14 protein-coding genes are annotated in these 18,286 nt (G+C 40.5%); 4 read left to right on the top strand and 10 right to left on the bottom strand.

From position 1 onward, the window contains the following. Nucleotides 1–7: 7 nt before the first annotated feature. Both AC3ITD_RS04415 and AC3ITD_RS04410 read right to left on the bottom strand, forming a co-directional pair. The gene (locus AC3ITD_RS04415; protein ID WP_489364333.1) at nucleotides 8–1,267 is read right to left on the bottom strand and encodes a Gfo/Idh/MocA family protein; all 1,260 of its coding nucleotides are present in this window, start codon (nucleotides 1,265–1,267) and stop codon (nucleotides 8–10) included. Nucleotides 1,268–1,624: 357 nt separating this feature from the next. Then, the gene (locus AC3ITD_RS04410; protein WP_489364331.1) at nucleotides 1,625–2,602 is read right to left on the bottom strand and encodes a LacI family DNA-binding transcriptional regulator; all 978 of its coding nucleotides are present in this window, start codon (nucleotides 2,600–2,602) and stop codon (nucleotides 1,625–1,627) included. Nucleotides 2,603–3,344: 742 nt separating this feature from the next. Between AC3ITD_RS04410 and AC3ITD_RS04405 the strand changes: the two genes are divergently transcribed. Further along, on the top strand, nucleotides 3,345–4,298 hold the full coding sequence (locus AC3ITD_RS04405; protein ID WP_489364329.1) for a glycoside hydrolase family 43 protein: 954 nt from the start codon (nucleotides 3,345–3,347) through the stop codon (nucleotides 4,296–4,298). Nucleotides 4,299–4,721: 423 nt separating this feature from the next. Here the strand turns inward: AC3ITD_RS04405 and AC3ITD_RS04400 are convergent, their stop codons facing one another. Both AC3ITD_RS04400 and AC3ITD_RS04395 read right to left on the bottom strand, forming a co-directional pair. After that, the gene (locus AC3ITD_RS04400) at nucleotides 4,722–6,518 is read right to left on the bottom strand and encodes a hypothetical protein (RefSeq protein WP_489364327.1); all 1,797 of its coding nucleotides are present in this window, start codon (nucleotides 6,516–6,518) and stop codon (nucleotides 4,722–4,724) included. Nucleotides 6,519–7,337: 819 nt separating this feature from the next. Then, entirely contained in the window at nucleotides 7,338–7,715 is a 378-nt protein-coding gene (locus tag AC3ITD_RS04395; RefSeq protein ID WP_489364325.1) for a winged helix-turn-helix transcriptional regulator, read from the bottom strand. 91 nt (nucleotides 7,716–7,806) lie between these two features. On the opposite strand from AC3ITD_RS04395, the gene AC3ITD_RS04390 reads away from it, so the two are divergent. Further along, nucleotides 7,807–8,808, top strand: coding sequence for an NAD(P)H-dependent oxidoreductase (locus AC3ITD_RS04390; RefSeq protein WP_489364323.1), 1,002 nt, complete (start codon nucleotides 7,807–7,809; stop codon nucleotides 8,806–8,808). A 158-nt stretch (nucleotides 8,809–8,966) separates the two neighbouring features. On the opposite strand, the gene AC3ITD_RS04385 is transcribed toward AC3ITD_RS04390, so the two are convergent. Then, nucleotides 8,967–9,548, bottom strand: coding sequence for a Crp/Fnr family transcriptional regulator (locus AC3ITD_RS04385; protein WP_489364321.1), 582 nt, complete (start codon nucleotides 9,546–9,548; stop codon nucleotides 8,967–8,969). A 280-nt stretch (nucleotides 9,549–9,828) separates the two neighbouring features. After that, a complete protein-coding gene (locus tag AC3ITD_RS04380; RefSeq protein WP_489364319.1) occupies nucleotides 9,829–10,788 on the bottom strand; it encodes a pepsin/retropepsin-like aspartic protease family protein in 960 nt (319 codons plus the stop codon). Nucleotides 10,789–11,026: 238 nt separating this feature from the next. On the opposite strand from AC3ITD_RS04380, the gene AC3ITD_RS04375 reads away from it, so the two are divergent. Together AC3ITD_RS04375 and AC3ITD_RS04370 are read left to right on the top strand one after the other, a co-directional pair. Continuing rightward, nucleotides 11,027–12,379 (top strand): sensor histidine kinase, encoded by a 1,353-nt coding sequence (locus tag AC3ITD_RS04375; RefSeq protein WP_489364317.1) that lies wholly within the window; start codon nucleotides 11,027–11,029, stop codon nucleotides 12,377–12,379. Then, the gene (locus AC3ITD_RS04370; RefSeq protein ID WP_489364315.1) at nucleotides 12,376–13,062 is read left to right on the top strand and encodes a response regulator transcription factor; all 687 of its coding nucleotides are present in this window, start codon (nucleotides 12,376–12,378) and stop codon (nucleotides 13,060–13,062) included. Before AC3ITD_RS04375 ends, AC3ITD_RS04370 begins: the two co-directional genes overlap by 4 nt. A 591-nt stretch (nucleotides 13,063–13,653) precedes the next feature. On the opposite strand, the gene AC3ITD_RS04365 is transcribed toward AC3ITD_RS04370, so the two are convergent. From AC3ITD_RS04365 to AC3ITD_RS04350, 4 genes are all read right to left on the bottom strand, one after another. Then, complete coding sequence (locus AC3ITD_RS04365; protein WP_489364313.1) at nucleotides 13,654–14,535, bottom strand: pirin family protein; 882 nt, start codon at nucleotides 14,533–14,535, stop codon at nucleotides 13,654–13,656. A 47-nt stretch (nucleotides 14,536–14,582) separates the two neighbouring features. Beyond that, nucleotides 14,583–15,608: an LLM class flavin-dependent oxidoreductase gene (locus AC3ITD_RS04360; protein WP_489364311.1), complete on the bottom strand. Its 1,026-nt coding sequence runs from the start codon at nucleotides 15,606–15,608 to the stop codon at nucleotides 14,583–14,585. A gap of 57 nt (nucleotides 15,609–15,665) precedes the next feature. Further along, complete coding sequence (locus AC3ITD_RS04355; RefSeq protein WP_489364309.1) at nucleotides 15,666–16,580, bottom strand: pirin family protein; 915 nt, start codon at nucleotides 16,578–16,580, stop codon at nucleotides 15,666–15,668. A 467-nt stretch (nucleotides 16,581–17,047) separates the two neighbouring features. Further along, a complete protein-coding gene (locus AC3ITD_RS04350) occupies nucleotides 17,048–17,701 on the bottom strand; it encodes a hydrolase (protein WP_489364307.1) in 654 nt (217 codons plus the stop codon). Nucleotides 17,702–18,286: the final 585 nt, after the last annotated feature.

The following is an 18,286-nucleotide window of genomic DNA, read 5'->3' as shown; positions in this document are numbered from 1 at the left end:
GGCAGGGCTAGAAATTCAATTCGCTGGGCCAGCGCACAATCTTTTGATCATAAAGCGCCTCATTTGCCAGATGGACACTGATTGCGGTCCTTGCACCCGTTATTACATTGCTGTCGGGCTGTGTGCCATCCAGAATCCGTCTGTGAAAATCGTCAAAAGCATACCAGGTTCCGTCTTTGGTTTTTTCCGGCAAAATAGGCGTACCGCCATTCTTATCCCATGTTATCTCACTCGCGCCGCTTACTCCATCCACTGTAGCTCTCTTAACCACTGCTTTTTTTTCAGGATAAAAAATCCCCTCATCAGTCAATAGTGACAGCGTACCCTTGGTTCCCTTGATCTTAAAAAGATATCCGTCGTAAGCATTACCACAAGTGGCCCCAAAGTTACCGATGAGGCCCAAGTTGGAATACCGTAACATAACCTGAACATTATCAAATGTCTCTCTACCATCTGCATAAATGTCAATGCCACCTGAAGCGCTGAACTGATCAGGATGAACATCAAACAACCAATTGATAAAGTCAATTTGGTGAGATAGCAGCTCTGCCACCAGACCTCCCGAATAAGCTTTATACATCCTCCAATTGATCAGCCGTTCCAACTTTCGGTCTTCCACGGGCCTACGCCAGTCCCCATTTCTGTCCCACCTGCAGTCTATCTGAGTGATCTTGCCTAGGTAACCTTTATCAATCATGTCTTTGACCTTGTAATAAAGTGGAGAATAACGATACTGATGTCCTACCTGTAATATCTGCCCTTTTCGATTTTCCATTAGCCGAACCAGATTAAGTGACTGGTCGATACTATAGGTCATGGTTTTTTCAAGATACAAATGCAATCCTTTAAGGATGGCTGCTACAGCAATAGGATAGTGAAGGTGTAAAGGAACAGCAACGACAACTGCGTCGAGTTTTTCTACCCTCAACATTTTATCGAAATCCTGGTAAGCTTGCCATAGCCCGCTCTGGTCCATTTTTTTCGCCTGAGTGATTTTAGAGGTCAAAACATCACAAATTGCCGTTATCTGAAAATTTTTAGGCATCGACTTTAGAATATGGATGATGCCCTTTCCCCTGTCTCCACAACCAATGATTGCTACTTTAATTAACTCAGGGGGATGATGCATGGCTGTCAGTCTTTGACCGGCCACCAATCCTCCCAGCCCCAGACCCGTTTGTTTTAAAAAGATTCTTCTGTGCATATTCATATCGTAAAAAGACCGGTCTTCACTAATTTCCGAGCGAATAATGTGAATCGTGTTCATCAGCGATCTTAACTTCACAAATTAAAAGAAACAAAGGATTAAAATTATTTCAATCTCTTCCCTTATCATCTCAAATCATCAAAACCCGAAACAGTGCGAACCGATAAAACAAAAACTCCGCTTTTTTATTTTTTTCGTGACTGAGAGGATGGTCATCTATTTGAAAATTTCATTGGTGATGCGTGCTTTGGCAAAGATCAGAATTTAGTCAAATGAGCCAAGGGATCCTGTGGAACCGGATATTTCAACAGGAATTCCGAGATCACCATATCATTTCTGCAAGCGCGGAAGAGTTATTAAAACCCGTAGCTAATCCGATTTCGGGGAAACTGGCCCTATAAATCGATTTGATCGATATCATACGCTTATTAGATCGCAATCAACCAAAATTCTTTGGTAGTCCAGTAAACCGATGCGGTTATTGATTAACTTCAGGATCAGTACCATCGCCTGGTAGCCCAGAAATTCAGCGTTTTCGTCTACTGAGCGCCATGGTGGATTTGGCAAATATTGCGAAAGTGATGTATTGCCGAAAATTATACATTTGATATGCTGTGCAAGATCGGGGTTCAGTGTATTCAGTTTGCCAAAGGCCTCAAAAAAAACAGATTCGTTACCTATAAGCAGTGCAGTCGGCAAATGTTTCGGTTTGAGAAAGAGATTTTCAATTACTTCGTCCAATCTTTTATTCTCAAAATCCGTACAGGCATTTAAATCCCCTGAAGTGAATAGATTATTTTCTTTGAGTGCACTTATATATCCATTAAGTCTATCACCGGTGCGCCTTTCGGAAGTCATTCCATTCAGGAAGGCAATATTGCTATGGCCGTTATCTATCAAATATTGAGTGGCCTGAAAGCCTGCCTGAAAGGTATTGACCAATACTTTGTGACAATCTGTAATATAGAGTGGATCTTTACCGAAATAAACAACGGGTATTTTATTCCTTTCGAAATCTTTGAAATGATCAAAACAGGTGGTATTTGCAGAGACTGCTACAAATAGACCATCCACTTTAATATCGAAAAATTTCTTAGCTAATCTGATCTCCTCTTCCGTGCTATCAAAAGTCTGTGAGATCACCAGCTGATAGCCGTTTTTGGAAGCATACTGCTCCAAGCCGCAAAATACCTTGACAGTGAAATGATCCATCAGGCTTGGGACGACTATACCGATAATTCCTGTTCGTCCCTTTCGAAGGTTGATTGCCCAGTTATTTGGCGTATAGCGCAATTGCTCAGCCATTTTTTGTACACGGGACCTGGTGCCTTCATTCATTGAAGGGTGGTTACTTAAAGCCTTTGATATCGAAGACACTGACATCTGAAGTTTCATAGCCAATAGCTTTAGGGTCACTGCGGGTTTTTCTGATAGGTTCATATGCTGAGAAAAGTCATTAGGAAAGATTTAGTCAGATTTTTGCTATGTTCGGTACGGCACCAGGTGCAGGTCAGTTTTGCAACACCTGGGTGCTCAAGTTCGATGATTCATGTCGTGGCAATGAAAGGTTTCGTTTAGTGCATCAATCCCATAATTCCCCAAATCTGATCAGGATCCATGTTTTACCGATTTCACGTCAAGCGATTCTGATATTCATGGTTTATACATATCCTGCCAGACCAAATATCACTTAATATCAAAAAAATTATGAGACAAAATTGTTCAATGTCTCTGCTTTTTGTATCTAAATGAGCTGCGAAAACAACATCAGAATCTTGACATACCGAAACAAATTTTGTTTGATTCGGTGTCAGGGCAAACAAATGCCGGTATTAAATCCGGCTTCCTACAGTTCAACCGTCTTGTATACGCCCTATCGTATTCATTTTGAAATTTAAGGGAAAAGCAAGAGCATCCAACAACCCCTGAGCCCGGTACCAGTGGGAAGTCAAGAAAATATAGAGGATATTATTTATCTTTATCTCATCTGAAAATGTTTCGCCACATGAGGGGATGCAGAAACTGTTCAGAGAAAGCTGTCTGAAAACGAGGCACATAATAACCTGTCACTTTGAATCACATTATGCCTGGATTTAATTTTATAACCTGTTTTCTATCCATAATGATCCCTGTTACAATGATTTGCAGCCCTCTGAATCAGTCTGGGGGAACAGCAGTTCCAAGGACGGATGAAACCATTCGGCTGGCCGATCCAACCATTTTCGCAGACAAAGGAAGATATTATTTGTATGGTACAAGTGGAAACCAGGGGTTTCTGGTATACGAATCATCAGATCTGGTCAGATGGAAGGGACCGGTAGGCAAAAGTAAAGGATATGCATTGTCAAAGGGCGATTCATTTGGTCGCTCCGGTTTTTGGGCTCCGCAAGTATTCAGGTATCGTGGCATTTACTATATGGCTTATACAGCCGATGAGCAAATCGCCATCGCAAGCAGCGATAGCCCGCTTGGTCCTTTTAAACAGAATGAGATCAGGCCTTTGTCGGGAATTGGAAAACAGATAGATCCTTTTATTTTTTTTGACACGGACGGCAAAGCTTATTTATACCACGTAAAACTTAAAGAAGGAAACAAAATCTTTATTTCAGAAATGGAGTCCAATCTTACGGACATTATAAAGGGGACCGAAAATGAATGTATTACTGCAACGGAAAACTGGGAGAACACAGCATTTTCTTCCTGGTCAGTTACCGAGGGGCCAACTGTCCTAAAGGTGAACAGTGTTTACTACATGCTTTATTCGGCGAATGATTTTCGAAACAAGGACTATGCTGTGGGGTATGCCACATCAGATTCTGCCAGGGGTCCATGGAAAAAACATAAGGCAAATCCGCTGATCAGCCGGGCCAATTTCAATCGTAACGGTACAGGTCATGGTGATGTTTTCACTGATGCATTAGGTCAGTTGAAGTACGTAATGCATACACATTTTAGTAATGAAAATGTGTCTCCACGGCTAACAGGAATCGTAGATCTCAAATTGAGTAAGGTGAAAGGAATCCGGGATCTGGAATTAGCAGTTGATACAAGTACTTTCAATCTGCTGATGCTAGAATCAAAAAGGTTATAAGATAGCAACTATTTAAATTAAATAACCAAGCGAAGAAATCAAATGGAAAATCACCGACGGTGACCTCTACCTTGATCAATAGAATTCGTAGCAGTCCAAATTCGGAGGGAAGCTGCTCTGCTAATCATCGCGAAACTGAAGTACTCTAAGCTTTATCGCCCATAGCCATCGTGACCCTGGTTCCGTTTAAGAAAACTAAAGATACCGTTTCTTAGATACGCTTGACCACTAATGCTGATGCCCCAAAGGATATTTCAAACTAGCGCCCTGTGAAATATGTGAAAGCACCGGATTTTTTTTTATTATGAATACTTTTTCATTTCGGATATACCGACAGGCTATAGTGTAGCAACACTGGTAATCCACTCATGTTGCACACTATGCGCTGCAGCTTTTTGACTTGATCCTGATATCTTGCGATGGCTATAGACCAACTATAGGTATCCACTTCTGGGTACTTGTAGCGGTGGAACTAGCAATTGCATCTTCTCCCTGACCATTCTCATTGAGGGAAAAATTTGTTAATAATTGCCCTGATTGAATATTCAGTTTGGATCTTGGAATAGCGATTTCGACAATGTATCCGTGGTCTTTGTCGGTGTTCTGAGAAGGTGTTCCCCTATAACCGGATTTAACCGTTGCATCCAGGTTTCCGTTTACCCAATTGCCGTTGTACACTTGAACATCCTTGAGTCCGGTATGAGAAAACCTTAACTTAAAGGCGCCTGTACTCAAATTATTACTGGCGGGGCTTAAAAATAAAGTCACAAAGTCCTCAACAGCAAGGGATTCATCTAGCACTTCGATCAGGAAATATATATTACCACTGTCCTGTGCAGTCCGCAGAGTCGCCTGTGCCTGTGACTTCTCTCCCACAAAAAGCGCTTCATCCGTTTTTAGCCACTCTTTGTTATTTCCATCGGGCGTAACGGTAATTTGCGTTGCCCTGATGCTATGATTAAGTATGAATTTAGCCAGCGATACTTCCTTTTTGTCCGTATTTGGCATCACCCCTATTATCTGATGGTTATCTAAAAGTTCTAATGATCCCCAATACCCACTTGTGAACAGAGGAGGTAAATAATCTTCACCAAAATTCCGAGCCTTCGCGTCTCCCATTTTTAGCCTAAACCTTGACGCCTGATTATAGGAAAGAATAGTTTCGCCAGACTTGAATTGTCTAAGGTAGGGTGCACTTCCCAGAAAGGCCAGGTCATTTCGGTCTGTTGGTCCCTGCTGGTCCACGCGGAGCCGCGGCCATTGACCGGTATCACCCGAATAAGCAAATGAAATATGGTAACCTCCGATATTAGCTTCCATAGCTGCCGCCAATTCATTGCTGTTGTTTAATTTAATTACTGACGGCATCTGATTATTAAAATATTTGTTCCCATTTACAATGTGCTCGGTGCGCAACACATAATAAGGTACCGAGCCAAAGGATGGCGTCCAGGTATTCCCTCCATCGCTTGACAATACCATTGCTGTACCGGTGTCGTTGGATTGCACAAAGGTCCGATTGCTATCTGTGAAATAGCATTGAATTTCTCCCGATGGAAGTTGCAAAAGATAAGGTTCCCAATTGACCCCCTGGTAAATCTGAAGCGGTTCACCCCAGGTATTGCCATTATCCTTGCTTCGTCTTATTACCAGCCCTGCATCTTTGGTCAGTTGGGTATAACGGTTCTCCGCGCGATAAGAAGCTATTGCTAGAATATCTCCATTGGCTAACACCAGGGCATCACAAGTCGAGAAGGCGCGTCTATTTGAAGCGCCGCCTCCGTCAACAATGGCAAATGGTTCGAAAATCTTACCCTTCGGATTCCATTTTTTAAGGTCTTCGCTTACTGCATAATCACATGAAGCTCCAACGGTGGATGATGAGTTGTGATAAAAAATAATATAACTCCCATTCGCCATCCTCTTGATCCTGGGATATCTCGGATTGTCAACTCCAAGGTCGGTTTTCCCTAATCCTATAAAGCTTCTAAAGTCCATTTTTAAGGATGAGCGTGACAGAACATCAGCGTGTGAATTAACTGATGATGACCCCTGATTGAGTTCGCCTATTGGAGTAAGCTGAAGAATAGCGGATTCCACAGGGGGTTCTTCCTTTTCCGGAATCTTTATACTTTCTTTTTTCTTGCAGGCTGAGATGATACCTATTGCCACCACCATTATCGCTATGGCTTTGGCCGCATTGTTCGTTTTCAATTTCATCTTGTAATTTTATATTTGGTTTTATCTGTATTCTTAAAAGTATATTGTTGTATCAAGGATATTTTGACTAATATTTCCTTTTTGATTTTAGCTTGATGGAACGGACTATGGGATCCACCTTCAGTTTATTATTTATTCACCAACTGAACTCAGCTATAACGTCATGAGTCGGCTGACCCTTTTCGGACATTTTTGAAGATGGTCAGCGTTCTTATTTGTGTTTGACCATATAACCAGGCTTGTCAAATCAAAAATCCCATAAATTACTGCAGAAAAGCTTTGTGAAGTCCATGTCCTGCTCAACTCAAGCTCATAAAACTTCCTTTTAACCAAAAAGGAGTACAGTTTAGATCTGGTGATACAATAAAGTAAGTTATTCTATTGATAAAAATCTGATCAACTTTTTGACTATTCGTCTCAAAAGAGTCCTTAAGGAATGTTCTGACCTTATAAAATCAAAGTGAATACTGCATGATCGAAACTGTGGCGGTTAACCAAGATGGGACGATGGATTGAATTTTGAAATGCGACAGAGGCTGTATTTGTTCTACAGCGGGCATAGTCATTAAACAGCTGTCAATGATCCTTTGGAAAACAATAAGAGTGCCTATGATAAAATCGCAACGTGCTTTGTTGGTGATTGGAGAATCGATCACCTGATATCAGAATGAGAAGGTAGTTTTTTATTTGGATTGTGCTTTTTAAAATGACTTCATATTGTAATGAGATGACGGGCTTTCCGAAGAAATGCTGGATAACTGACATTTTTTAACAGATTTATTATTCTAGCCCAATGCCGCTGACGAAATGAGTCCGCGATTACTTTTTGGTGTGTATTGAATACGACTTTTTCTCTACAACCAAACGCCCCCAGTCAACCAAATATTTCAGTAAAGGAATAAGTGTTCTGCCAAAATCTGTTAAGGAATATTCGACTTTTAAGGGAGGCTTTATATTAAAAACCTCTTTTTTTATAATCCCGTCCTCTTCTAAGCTCTTCAGTTGAATTGAAAGCATCTTTTCAGTAATATTTGGGATAAGTTTTTTTATTTCATTAAATCTTTTTTTATCTTCTATAAGGTACCAAAGCACCACGGTTTTCCATTTTCCGCCCACATAATGCATTGCCACATCCATTTCACAATGAAACTTTAATTCGCTAATTACAGAAGTTGATATGGATATTTTGTCATTCATCTTAAATTATTCTAAACTGTCAAGTTTGACAGTTATTGATCGAGTACAAATTTAGGAATAGTTTTGCAACTGTAAATTATATAGTTTAAAAATGACAACAAAAAACTCGACTACTCACGTCAACTTTTCAAATGGTTATGACAGGAAATTCTTGGTAATACTCTCGCATCCAGACTTGGAGCATTCAATAGCCAATAAAACAATCATTGAACAGATTAAAAAAACCATTCCGGAATCTCATCTAGAGGTGCGTCATCTTGAATCGTTATACCCTGATTATAAAATTGACATACAGGCAGAGCAGACCGCATTGCTCAATGCAAATTTTCTGATTTTTCAACATCCTATGTATTGGTACTCTACACCGTCTATCTTAAAAAAATATTTGGATGATGTGCTGAGTTGGGGATTCGCTCACGGTTCGGGCGGAGATAAACTTAGGGGCAAACATTTTTTACAAAGTATTACTTTAGGAGGTCCAAAAGATTCTTTTTCACCTGTTGGTTATAATCGTTTCAGTGTTGAAGATATTGTAAAACCAATGCAACAGACTGCCTATCATACAAAAATGATTTACAATCTACCATTGTATTCTTATCAAAATAATTACGTTCCTGGAGTATTCAACTCCATATCGGCAGTAAAAGAAAATGCGATTGCTCATGCAGAGAAACTCATTGAAAAAATTCAGGATTTCTCTAAAGGGAATAAGGAAAAGGTAGAAACTTTTCTTCACAAATGGTTTAGTCATTTTGACAGACTGGATGAGAACGGTTACTTTATTCAATACCTTGATAAAGATATTGAATTCACATTTCCCGAATATGGCAGCATGAAAGGACACGCCCAGTTTAATGGCTGGTATGACTCAATAAGATCAAAATTAAAAGCACCAACAAAACATAAAGTTATAAATTTGATAATTGACGAAACGGAGAGAAATCGATTTGACATACGTTTTCAGGTCCATTTTCAGGCTCAAGAAAAGGAAAGTCAAAAAGAAGTTAATGTTGTTGAAACAGAAAGCTGGAAATTAATCTGGGATGAAATTAGCGACAGACCAGTAATCACAAGGTATTTCGTAAGCAATTGAAAATCAAAACACATAAAAACAAAAAAAAGTATTGATTCTGGTATTTTGGTGTTCAAGTTTAATATTGCTCAGAGACAGAAATATTTTGCCACGGACTATAATCCACCAATATATGAAAGCAGAGAAAATTCTGCTTTCATAAAGGTTATTTTACCATTTTACTTCAAAAGAAGATTTCGTTTAATCCGGCTTAAAGTATCTTTTGTAATGCCAAGATAAGATGCGATAAAGTGCTGTGGAAACCTGAGAACGAACTTAGGATATCTGGCTGCATAGTCAACATACCGCTTTTCGGCACTTAAACTTATTGAGGAGGCAATACGCTTTTGATTGGCCACATTGTTGTTTTCATCCAACTGGCGCAGCATTTCACACCACACCGGTATTGCTCTGAGTATAAGAGAATCGGGTCTGTTTAAGGTGAGTATTTCAGTGGCTTCGAACGCCTCAATGTTGTAGATGCTTGGTGTTGACATGACATAACTCTCGCGGTCTCCCATCCACCAATCTTCAATAGCAAGCATATCAATGTGTTCCACACTTTTCTCATCTACGGTGTAGCGCCTCATGGCACCTTTGATAATGAAAGCAAAATTTTTACACTCATCTCCCGCCTGCAGAAAGTATTGTCTTTTTCTTAACCTGGAGGGTATCAGAACGGATTTAAATACCGATTTCTCCTCCTCGGTCAATGGTTCAGAATTAAATTTTTTTAAATAGTCAAAGAATGACTCGTGCATATCTCCCCCAAAGTTTAACTGATAATTGATAATTATTGTTCATGAATAATTTGATGCAAAAATAATGTTTTATGATTACATAAGCTAACAAAGAAACCAAAGCTCCAAATGCTGAACGGAACATCCCGATGCGAGGTACACACATAACACACTTATAGTTAGCAAGTTAATATTCAACACCATAAACTTGTAAAAAGGATCACAATATCTACAATGTTATATGAAGAAAGGCGATTTTAGTCTTGCTTCTCATCGTTAAACCAAGCGGTCGCTGCGCTATTTACCGTTCCAGAAGGTATAGTTTCTTCCCTTCAAAATCCCATATGGTCTTATACTGAGATAGAAAACCATGACCCAATGAAAGTATATTCTGTGTTTTAAAACCGATTACTTTTCTGATACCGGCACTTTCATTTGGAGAAAGTACGTGGATCTGGGTGCTAAAACCCTTATATCCATTTGAGAATTCAATACCGATCAAACGTGCTTCCTGTTCTTTATTTTTTTCACTCAAGATGCCTTTTCCGTTGATTTCCTTTTTAAAATCCTCTGTTGGATATAATACTCCAGGGGTGCCTGTATCGAAACTGGCCTCCAGCATAGTACCATTGATGTTCACGTCTGTAAGGGGATGGTTAGGAAGTAGACTGGCTTTGAGATCTAAGACAGTTATTACTTTTTCACCTGTCAAAAAATCCTGGCTTTCCTTTCTTTTAATGGTATTTTTGTAGAACGCTATCCTGTGATTTTTATAATCGACCTCAATCAAATATCCTTTAAAGAAATCATACCCGATGAGGCCTAGAAAATCAGGCATCAAGTTTTCTTGTATACCTTTTTGCTCATGAAGGGATACAGGGCCGACCAGTGGAAATAAAAGTTGTTTGCCTACTCGGATATCTCGAACTGTATCCAGTTTAAAGACATCAAAGTGTTCTCCCGATCCATTGAAACCTGCACCATTTTTGTTTCCACCGGAGAGATTGGTATATAAGCTATTAATTGCCAAACTATGTCTTGCACCGGTATCGAACATAAATTTACCCTTGATTTTGCCGATGCTGCCTTCTATAAAAATATAGCGGGGATCTTCAATAAATGGTATCACGCAAGAATCGCCATCCAGGTGAAATTCTGGTATTGAGTCCAGTACTTTTTCCTTCACTATTTGGGCGTGAACAGTGATATTTAAAATCAGCGCCATTATCAGTTGTGTTGATATTTGTTTATTTTTTTTCATGCTATATTTATTGTGATGGTTAACTTCATGGTCAACACGTCTTGGTATTTATTCTTCCTTAAACAAGACTCTCCTATTGTCCAGTCTCCAAACTGTTTACACCTGAATAAGAAACGGTTTGATTTGGATGCAACAAATGTCAGATTCCAGAATTCTTTTCCTGGTTAATGAAGGGTTAATGAAATGTTAATGGCGGGTACTTAACCTTTGCCCTGATTATTTATCTTTAAATTTGTATATGAAAAATAAAAGAGGGTACGGATTATTGCTATATATCTGCATAGCAATCCTCACTTGTTTAGCATCTATTCAGTGCTACCTACTTGTTAAAACCTACGAACTTAATTTGACCAACTATCAAAGTCAGGTACAGTCATCAGTTTTGAAATCCTATGGATCCCCATCAGTTCAGAAAATCAATAAAAGGTATCTGAATAATCTGGTAGAGCTTGCCGGACAATTATATGCCGGAAAGATTGATCGTTCTGAATTTAAACGCATCCTGGATCAAAAGGACAAGAAAGTTATGAATAGCCTGGATAGCATTTTAAAGATTAATTTAGCAGTAAATGGACTGGGTGGTCATGTTTCTTTTAAAACAGGATATTCGGAGATTGAGATAAGGTCTGCGAAAAAACCACCGATAATCCTAAGATTTACCGATCAGGAAAAAATACTGAGCCAACCTAAAACGAAAGGCTTTAAAGTTATTTCTTTGGGTCAGAATAACGGTATCACTGACCATATCGGCACAGATACCCTGGCAATCACCTACAACAACTTGATTTTTTTTGAAATGCCATCAACAGCGATATCAGCATTTGAGCAAATGGCTCTGGTTGGAATGCTTTCACTGACACTATTATTTGCAGTAGTGGCAGTATTTTATAGGGTATTTCGTTCAGCTCAGCGGCAGCAAAAAATCACAGAATTGCGTGAAGATCTTGTCAACAATATCACCCATGAACTCAAAACGCCTTTGACCTCTATGGCTATTGTATTTAAAACCCTCGAATTAAATACTTACGAAAATGATAGGCCTAAACAATTGGAACTGATCAATAATTTAGAAAGGCAGCACCGAAAGCTTACACTCACTGTAGAAAGAGTTTTTGAAAGTGCAGTCAAAATATCAGATCAAGAATTGGAGAGAATTGACATCACAACCTTACTTTCCGAGTATAGAATAAACATATTATCAAACAGCCATCAGATTAAAATTGTCTTCGATGATATTCCACAGTACGTACATGGCAGAAGGGATTTGATTGAGGCCGTTTTAGATAACCTCCTTGAGAATGCAAAAAAATATTCTCCTGAAGGTTCTTTGATTCAGCTCACTGGTTTAAAAGACAAGGACGGTTACCGGATCGATGTCATCGACCACGGGGTTGGAATTGATCCAGGTTATCACAAATATTTATTTGAAAAATTCTTTCGTGTACCCCAAAACCTGTTACACTCGGTCAAAGGGCTGGGGCTTGGATTATATTTAAGTAGAAAGTCGTTAAGAAGTATAGGAGGCGAACTAAAGCTTACTAATTCTAACGAATATGGTAGTATATTTTCTGTTTATTTAACGTTAGCATGAGTCAAAAAATACTTATTGTAGAAGATGATCAGGATCTGGGGCCGCTTTTGAAACAGTATCTTGAACTCAATGGGTTTTTGGTGGAGCTTAGAACCAATGGCAAGCTTGCCAGGTTAGCACTTCAAATATCAACTTTCGATATTATACTCACTGATGTAATGATGCCGGTTGAGGATGGATTTACCTTTGCAATGGAAATTGCTAAAACCCACCCGAAAATACCCTTCCTTTTCATCACCGCCCGCAAATTGAAAAGTGATATCATAACAGGCCTCGATATTGGAGCAGACGATTACATTACCAAGCCATTTGATGCAGATGAACTGGTTCTCAGGATTAGAAATATACTCAAAAGGGCGACTAATCATGTGCCGGAGACTATGTCCTATAAATTAGGAACCTACATCCTTGTCCCAAAGGAGCTTTTATTGATTGGTCCGAGTGAGCGCAAGAAACTCACCGAACGGGAATGTCAGTTGTTAACGCTATTATTAACGAATTTGGGCAAGCTCGTCCGCAAAGAGGATATCTTAAGTCAAATATGGAAGGAATCCGACTTTTTTACAGCGCGAAGTATGGATGTTTTCGTATCAAGATTGAGAAAATATCTGGCTGAAGATCCTGCAATTCAGATTGAAAGTATTCGATCTGCCGGCCTGCGGATGTTGATACACAGGCAATAGAGGGATTTATTGATGCGTTATAAAGGAGTAGAAGCTGAAACGACAATCGCAAATGGATAATACCATGCAATAAGGCGGCGAATAAGATGTCAATCAGGTCTAAAATAGAAAGCACATGCTTACCGGAACACCCTTATATATTTGTTGCGGATTAAAATTTATTTTAGTTACCTAAAATAATAACATTCGAAACCGTATCGGAATTGAAGGAAAGATAATTTAAGGCTATCCAAACCTTTCAGCGAAATAACTACCAGATATACAATACCCTGCTCCACCTGAGCACACTTCATCAACTAAGTCCGGCTTAACAATTGAAAGCTTGTAAAGATAAACTTAGGAATGGTATTAAGGGGCAACATTGGTCTGACAATCCGGTATCAAAAGGCTTAACCACCCTGAGTGGTCTTCATTGCTTTTTCAGCGCTTCCAGGTCCCGCCTCACTGGTAACTTGCATCATATTAGAGTTACACGTTCCATATTTGCAGTACAGGGAGCTATGTTTTCCGCAATCTGTTCCTCAATACGGCATAAAGCCGGTATTTGCCGATATCCAGACGGGATATTCGCTAACTGTACTGCTGTTTGAACTATTTATTAGACCTTTGCTTTTCATAATCAATGGTTCCGTACCGTCCATTGTAGTAGTCTTTATATGCCTCGGCGATTTCAAGTTTTGAGTTCATAACAAATGGCCCCTCTGCAAAAATAGGCTCCTGATAGGTGTCACCGCCAAAGACGATAAAATCGCAGGGTTCAGGGTTGTTGTTGCTGAGCTCAATGGTTCCGGCATTTCGGTCAAATTCGACGAAATCTCCAGCTTTGAATTGTTCATCGTTTATGTTTGCCGACATTATGGGCATGTAAGCGGCAACTTCGGTTTTATCCTCAAAATCCAGGGTAAACGAGGCGCCCGGCATCAAGTGAATATGATAAAGAAACTGGGTGGAGAAATTTGGAATCGATGATCGCAACTCTTGAAATTCTCCAACAATGACCTTAATCCAGCCTGCTCCCTCACCTATTTCCTTAAATGGAACTTTTTCTGCTTCAATAGCCATATACTGAGGTTTTTTAGCTTTTATTTCGGCAGGCAAATTGATCCAGAACTGAAATGCATGCATTAGTTTTGATTCTGTTCTGGAATCAAAATTAAGCGTTTCATCATGTATGATCCCATTGCCTGCATTCATCCACTGAACACCTCCTGAATGAACTTTTGCATAATTTTCAGCACTATCGAAATGTTCATCTTCTCCATTGAGAATATAGGATAGGGTGGCAATTCCTCGATGTGGGTGTGCGCCGGTTCCTTCTTTATTTATTTTTGTCTGAATCATCGGCTTGATGTGATCCAAAAAAACAAATGGGCCTACCGCATCGGCATATCTATTGGCCAGTATTCGGAATATAACCAGGTCGCCAATGTCAGCTCTTTGGCCTTGAGTGGAAAAACTGCTTTTCTTTTTCATATCGGATGTTAGTTCTCTTGAATAGATTTTATATAACAATTCATTTCTTAGTCTTGGTTTTTTTTCAAAATAGGCATCACCTCAGTTCCGATAAGCTCGATGGAACGGGTCAGCTGCTGATGGTTTAGTCCTGCAATATCCATCTGGAAGGTAAACCGGTCTACACCACCCAGAGCTCTACTATGCCGAAGGAGTTTCTTGGCTACAGTCTCAGGTCCGCCTACAATCAATACCCCCTGAGGTGCTATCATCTCATCAAACTGGTTCTTGGTAACCGGCGGCCAACCCCGTTCACGCCCAGCCTTTGTCCATGTTTCCATAAAGCCCGGGTAGTATTCCTGAATAGCTGTTTTATCGTTTTTGCTTACGTATCCCGGAGAATGTAAACCAACTTTGAGCTCCTGCGGGGCAAATCCAGCTTCTTGACCTGACTTTCTGTAGAGGTCAATAAGCGGCGCGAAGCGTTCGGTCTCCCCCCCAATCACTGCTACCATGAGTGGTAAGCCTAAGGTACCAGCTCTCACAAATGATTGTGGTGTTCCACCTACACCGACCCAAACGGGTAGCTTTTTCTGCAGGGGGCGGGGATAAACGGGTTGGTTATTCAGCTCTGGTCTGAATTTTCCAGACCAGGTAACAAATTCTTCCTCACGAATCTTTAGCAGGAGATTAAGTTTTTCTTTAAATAAAGCATCATAGTCATTAAGTTGATATCCAAACAGTGGATATGCTTCAACTGCCGAACCACGACCTACCACAATTTCTGCCCGGCCATTCGAAATAATATCAAGGGTGGCAAAGTTCTGAAATACTCTGACCGGGTCGGAAGTACTTAAAACAGTCACCGCGCTGGTTAAGCGAATCTTTTTTGTCCTGGCTGCAGCTGCTGCAAGAATAACCGCAGGAACAGAATCCAGAAACTCTTTTTTATGGTGTTCACCAATGCCAAAAACGTCAAGCCCGGCCTTGTCTGCAATTACTATCCGCTCCAGCAACTGTTCCATCGCCTGTTGACTACCCAACTCATGACTTCCATACATTGCCGAAGCAAAACTATCAATTCCTATTTCCATGTTTGCTTTGTTTGTTACTTACTATAAAACTTTTCAGAAGTACCCGTTTTTGATGAACTAAGAGAGCGTGTTGGGAGGTGGTCCTTCTGAAGGCCTCGAGTGTGTCTCGGGTAAGGGAACAAATTCGGTATTATCTGTTGGTGGTAGCGCTATACGCCCCTGCAGCCAGTCTTCCTTGGCTTGCTCGATTCGTTCTTTACGGCTAGAGACAAAATTCCACCAGATATATCGGTGTCCCAAATGTTCTCCACCCAGCATCATCAGCGTGGTTGCTTCGTCCGCCTGAATTACCGGATCTACGCCATTGTTGAAAACCAATAGCTGGCCCTGCAAGTATCTGGAACCATTGACAACAACGCTGCCCTTTACGATGTATACACCCCGCTCACTATGGCCTCTGGGAATACCGAAGCGGGATCCCTTAGCCAACTCAATATGAAGATAAAATAAAGGGGAGGTAATCTCAAGATTGCTTTTAAGCCCAAAAGCTTCTCCTGCTATCAGGCGCATCCATATCCCTTTATCTGTAAAAACGGGCAGCTCTTCTGCTTTCATATTCCTGAAAGAAGGCGCTGATTCTTCGTCTTTCTCTGGTAGGGCGACCCAAGTTTGAAGCATTTCCAATTTTCCTCCCGCTCTGAGGGCTGGATCTTCGAAACGTTCACTGTGGGAGATACCGCTGCCGGCAGTCATCCAGTTTACTTCCCCGGGTTTAATTGCTTGCTCTACGCCGAGGGAGTCACGGTGCATGATTTCACCACTAAATAAATAGCTTACCGTTGAAAGGCCTATGTGAGGATGTGGCAAAACATCCATTTTACTAGGTGCGGTTTTTGGCATATCGAGTGGTCCTCCATGATCTAAAAAAATAAAAGGTCCGACCATCCGCCTTAATTGATAGGGTAAGATCCGTCTCACGGCAAAACCATCTGAGATTTCTGCAAGTCTTGATGAAATAACAATATCCAGCATATTCTTTATAATTATAAACCATCTATTCAATAACTGGCGTTAAATACGGATTAATTAATCCATCAGAGCTTAAGGTTGTCACCCATTATTATGCCCTGATATAGATTATTCCTTTGTTGGCGCCATTTACTAAACAGTCAGGCCGGTTTTCGTTCAGCTAAACAAATAGCTTAAATTTTGATCTCTACTATAGAAGGTGTGGCCAGCGGGACCAAGGCTCGAATTTAAACAGTTTTCAAAATCAGCATCACCAATACAACCCTCCTATTTATATTCCCATCAGCATATAAAGATGATTAAAATATGAGTCCGGCAGGATCAGTGTCTAGTATCTTCTTTGAAGTTTAGTTTGCATTTCGGGCATGAGTTAGCTGATTACGAGTAGTATAACAACTTTATCTTGGCCGATTCTATCAGTAAGAAAACTACCTCCTGATAAGCATCAGGAGGCAGATTGTTGACTATACTTATTTTTGGGGTATTGGTGTATTAAGCAGTTGCAGTTCCCAGTTGAATGCGACGCCGGTTGCGCCAACATGTTCGGTCATCAGTCCGCCCATTTGGTTTGCTGTTTCGACACGGGCCCAGTCTCGTTGCCACTCGGAGTTAACAGCAAGCCAGTTAATCGGCGTAATGCCATGTTGGACCATACGGCGGACTGCCATATCGTGAGCTTCAACGGATACCCCGCCACAGGCATCGGTTACCACGAAGACATCATATCCTTCTGCGGCAGCCTGAATCGCCGGCATGGCCACGCATACTTCTGTCCACAATCCGGCAATGATTAACTGCTTACGGCCACTTGCTGCAACAAGGTCTGTAACAGCAGGATCCTGCCATGTGTTTATCCAGGTACGGTTAATGGGTTTTTGTTCTGGAAATACATCCTGAATCTGTTTGATAAGCAATCCTCCCCTTTCCTCGAGCACGGTAGTAAGAATGGTTGGCACATTGAAAATCTTTGCCGCCTTGGCCAAGCCGGTCACTGCGTTGATAATCATTGTCGGTTCGTGACTGTTCAGATTACTAAACTGAAATGGCTGATGATCGATGAGTACAAGAATACTGTCTTCAGGGCGTAACAATGCTTCCAGCCCTTTTTTTTGATTGTTTGACATGTTATTGTAGATTTAAGTGATTATTTATTAGCTTTTAAATTGGTTTTTTACAGTCTCACCGTCATACCCTAAGCCTTTGCCGATTGCAAGGCTTAAAAGAGCTCATATAGCAATCTCGCAATCGAATAAAGAATAGCTATTGGTCGTCTGCATAACGGGCTTGATGTTTAACGAATCCAAAGTTCAGCATCATCAAAAAAGCAAAAGATGATTTAGGTCTAAAAAAAAAATAGATATATATCTACATTATTAGGTGATACATTTTTTCCGGGATAATGGCCGGCATTGAATGCAAGCATTTTCCTTTCATTGTCACAGGTGCGATGAGGAAAATATGCTGGATAACAAAGTTTTCTAACACATTGTACTTTCAGGAAGAGAAACAGCTCAATGGTATAGCGCCCATTTCTACACCACCTTAGCTAGCCTTTACCTCAACAATCAATTCCAGTGCGCAGCAGCGATACGGTGAGTTTGCCGATTTTTATCGTGAACTTCTGCCAGGTTTCCAGAACATGTTATCGCTTTTTATGTCTTGTTTCCAAAGATGTCCTGGATCGCATCGGGCGACATTTATCTTATAGG

The sequence above is a fragment of the Pedobacter sp. KH_004 genome, from assembly GCF_057840755.1.
This window is presented reverse-complemented; position numbering and strand designations above follow the sequence as displayed.

Bases quoted from the DNA above. Each gene is read 5' to 3' on its own strand.
- AC3ITD_RS04415 (WP_489364333.1), bottom strand. From the start codon at position 1,267: ATGAACACGATTCACATTATTCGCTCGGAAATTAGTGAAGACCGGTCT.
- AC3ITD_RS04410 (WP_489364331.1), bottom strand. From the start codon at position 2,602: ATGAAACTTCAGATGTCAGTGTCTTCGATATCAAAGGCTTTAAGTAAC.
- AC3ITD_RS04405 (WP_489364329.1), top strand. From the start codon at position 3,345: ATGATTTGCAGCCCTCTGAATCAGTCTGGGGGAACAGCAGTTCCAAGG.
- AC3ITD_RS04400 (WP_489364327.1), bottom strand. From the start codon at position 6,518: ATGAAATTGAAAACGAACAATGCGGCCAAAGCCATAGCGATAATGGTG.
- AC3ITD_RS04395 (WP_489364325.1), bottom strand. From the start codon at position 7,715: ATGAATGACAAAATATCCATATCAACTTCTGTAATTAGCGAATTAAAG.
- AC3ITD_RS04390 (WP_489364323.1), top strand. From the start codon at position 7,807: ATGACAACAAAAAACTCGACTACTCACGTCAACTTTTCAAATGGTTAT.
- AC3ITD_RS04385 (WP_489364321.1), bottom strand. From the start codon at position 9,548: ATGCACGAGTCATTCTTTGACTATTTAAAAAAATTTAATTCTGAACCA.
- AC3ITD_RS04380 (WP_489364319.1), bottom strand. From the start codon at position 10,788: ATGAAAAAAAATAAACAAATATCAACACAACTGATAATGGCGCTGATT.
- AC3ITD_RS04375 (WP_489364317.1), top strand. From the start codon at position 11,027: ATGAAAAATAAAAGAGGGTACGGATTATTGCTATATATCTGCATAGCA.
- AC3ITD_RS04370 (WP_489364315.1), top strand. From the start codon at position 12,376: ATGAGTCAAAAAATACTTATTGTAGAAGATGATCAGGATCTGGGGCCG.
- AC3ITD_RS04365 (WP_489364313.1), bottom strand. From the start codon at position 14,535: ATGAAAAAGAAAAGCAGTTTTTCCACTCAAGGCCAAAGAGCTGACATT.
- AC3ITD_RS04360 (WP_489364311.1), bottom strand. From the start codon at position 15,608: ATGGAAATAGGAATTGATAGTTTTGCTTCGGCAATGTATGGAAGTCAT.
- AC3ITD_RS04355 (WP_489364309.1), bottom strand. From the start codon at position 16,580: ATGCTGGATATTGTTATTTCATCAAGACTTGCAGAAATCTCAGATGGT.
- AC3ITD_RS04350 (WP_489364307.1), bottom strand. From the start codon at position 17,701: ATGTCAAACAATCAAAAAAAAGGGCTGGAAGCATTGTTACGCCCTGAA.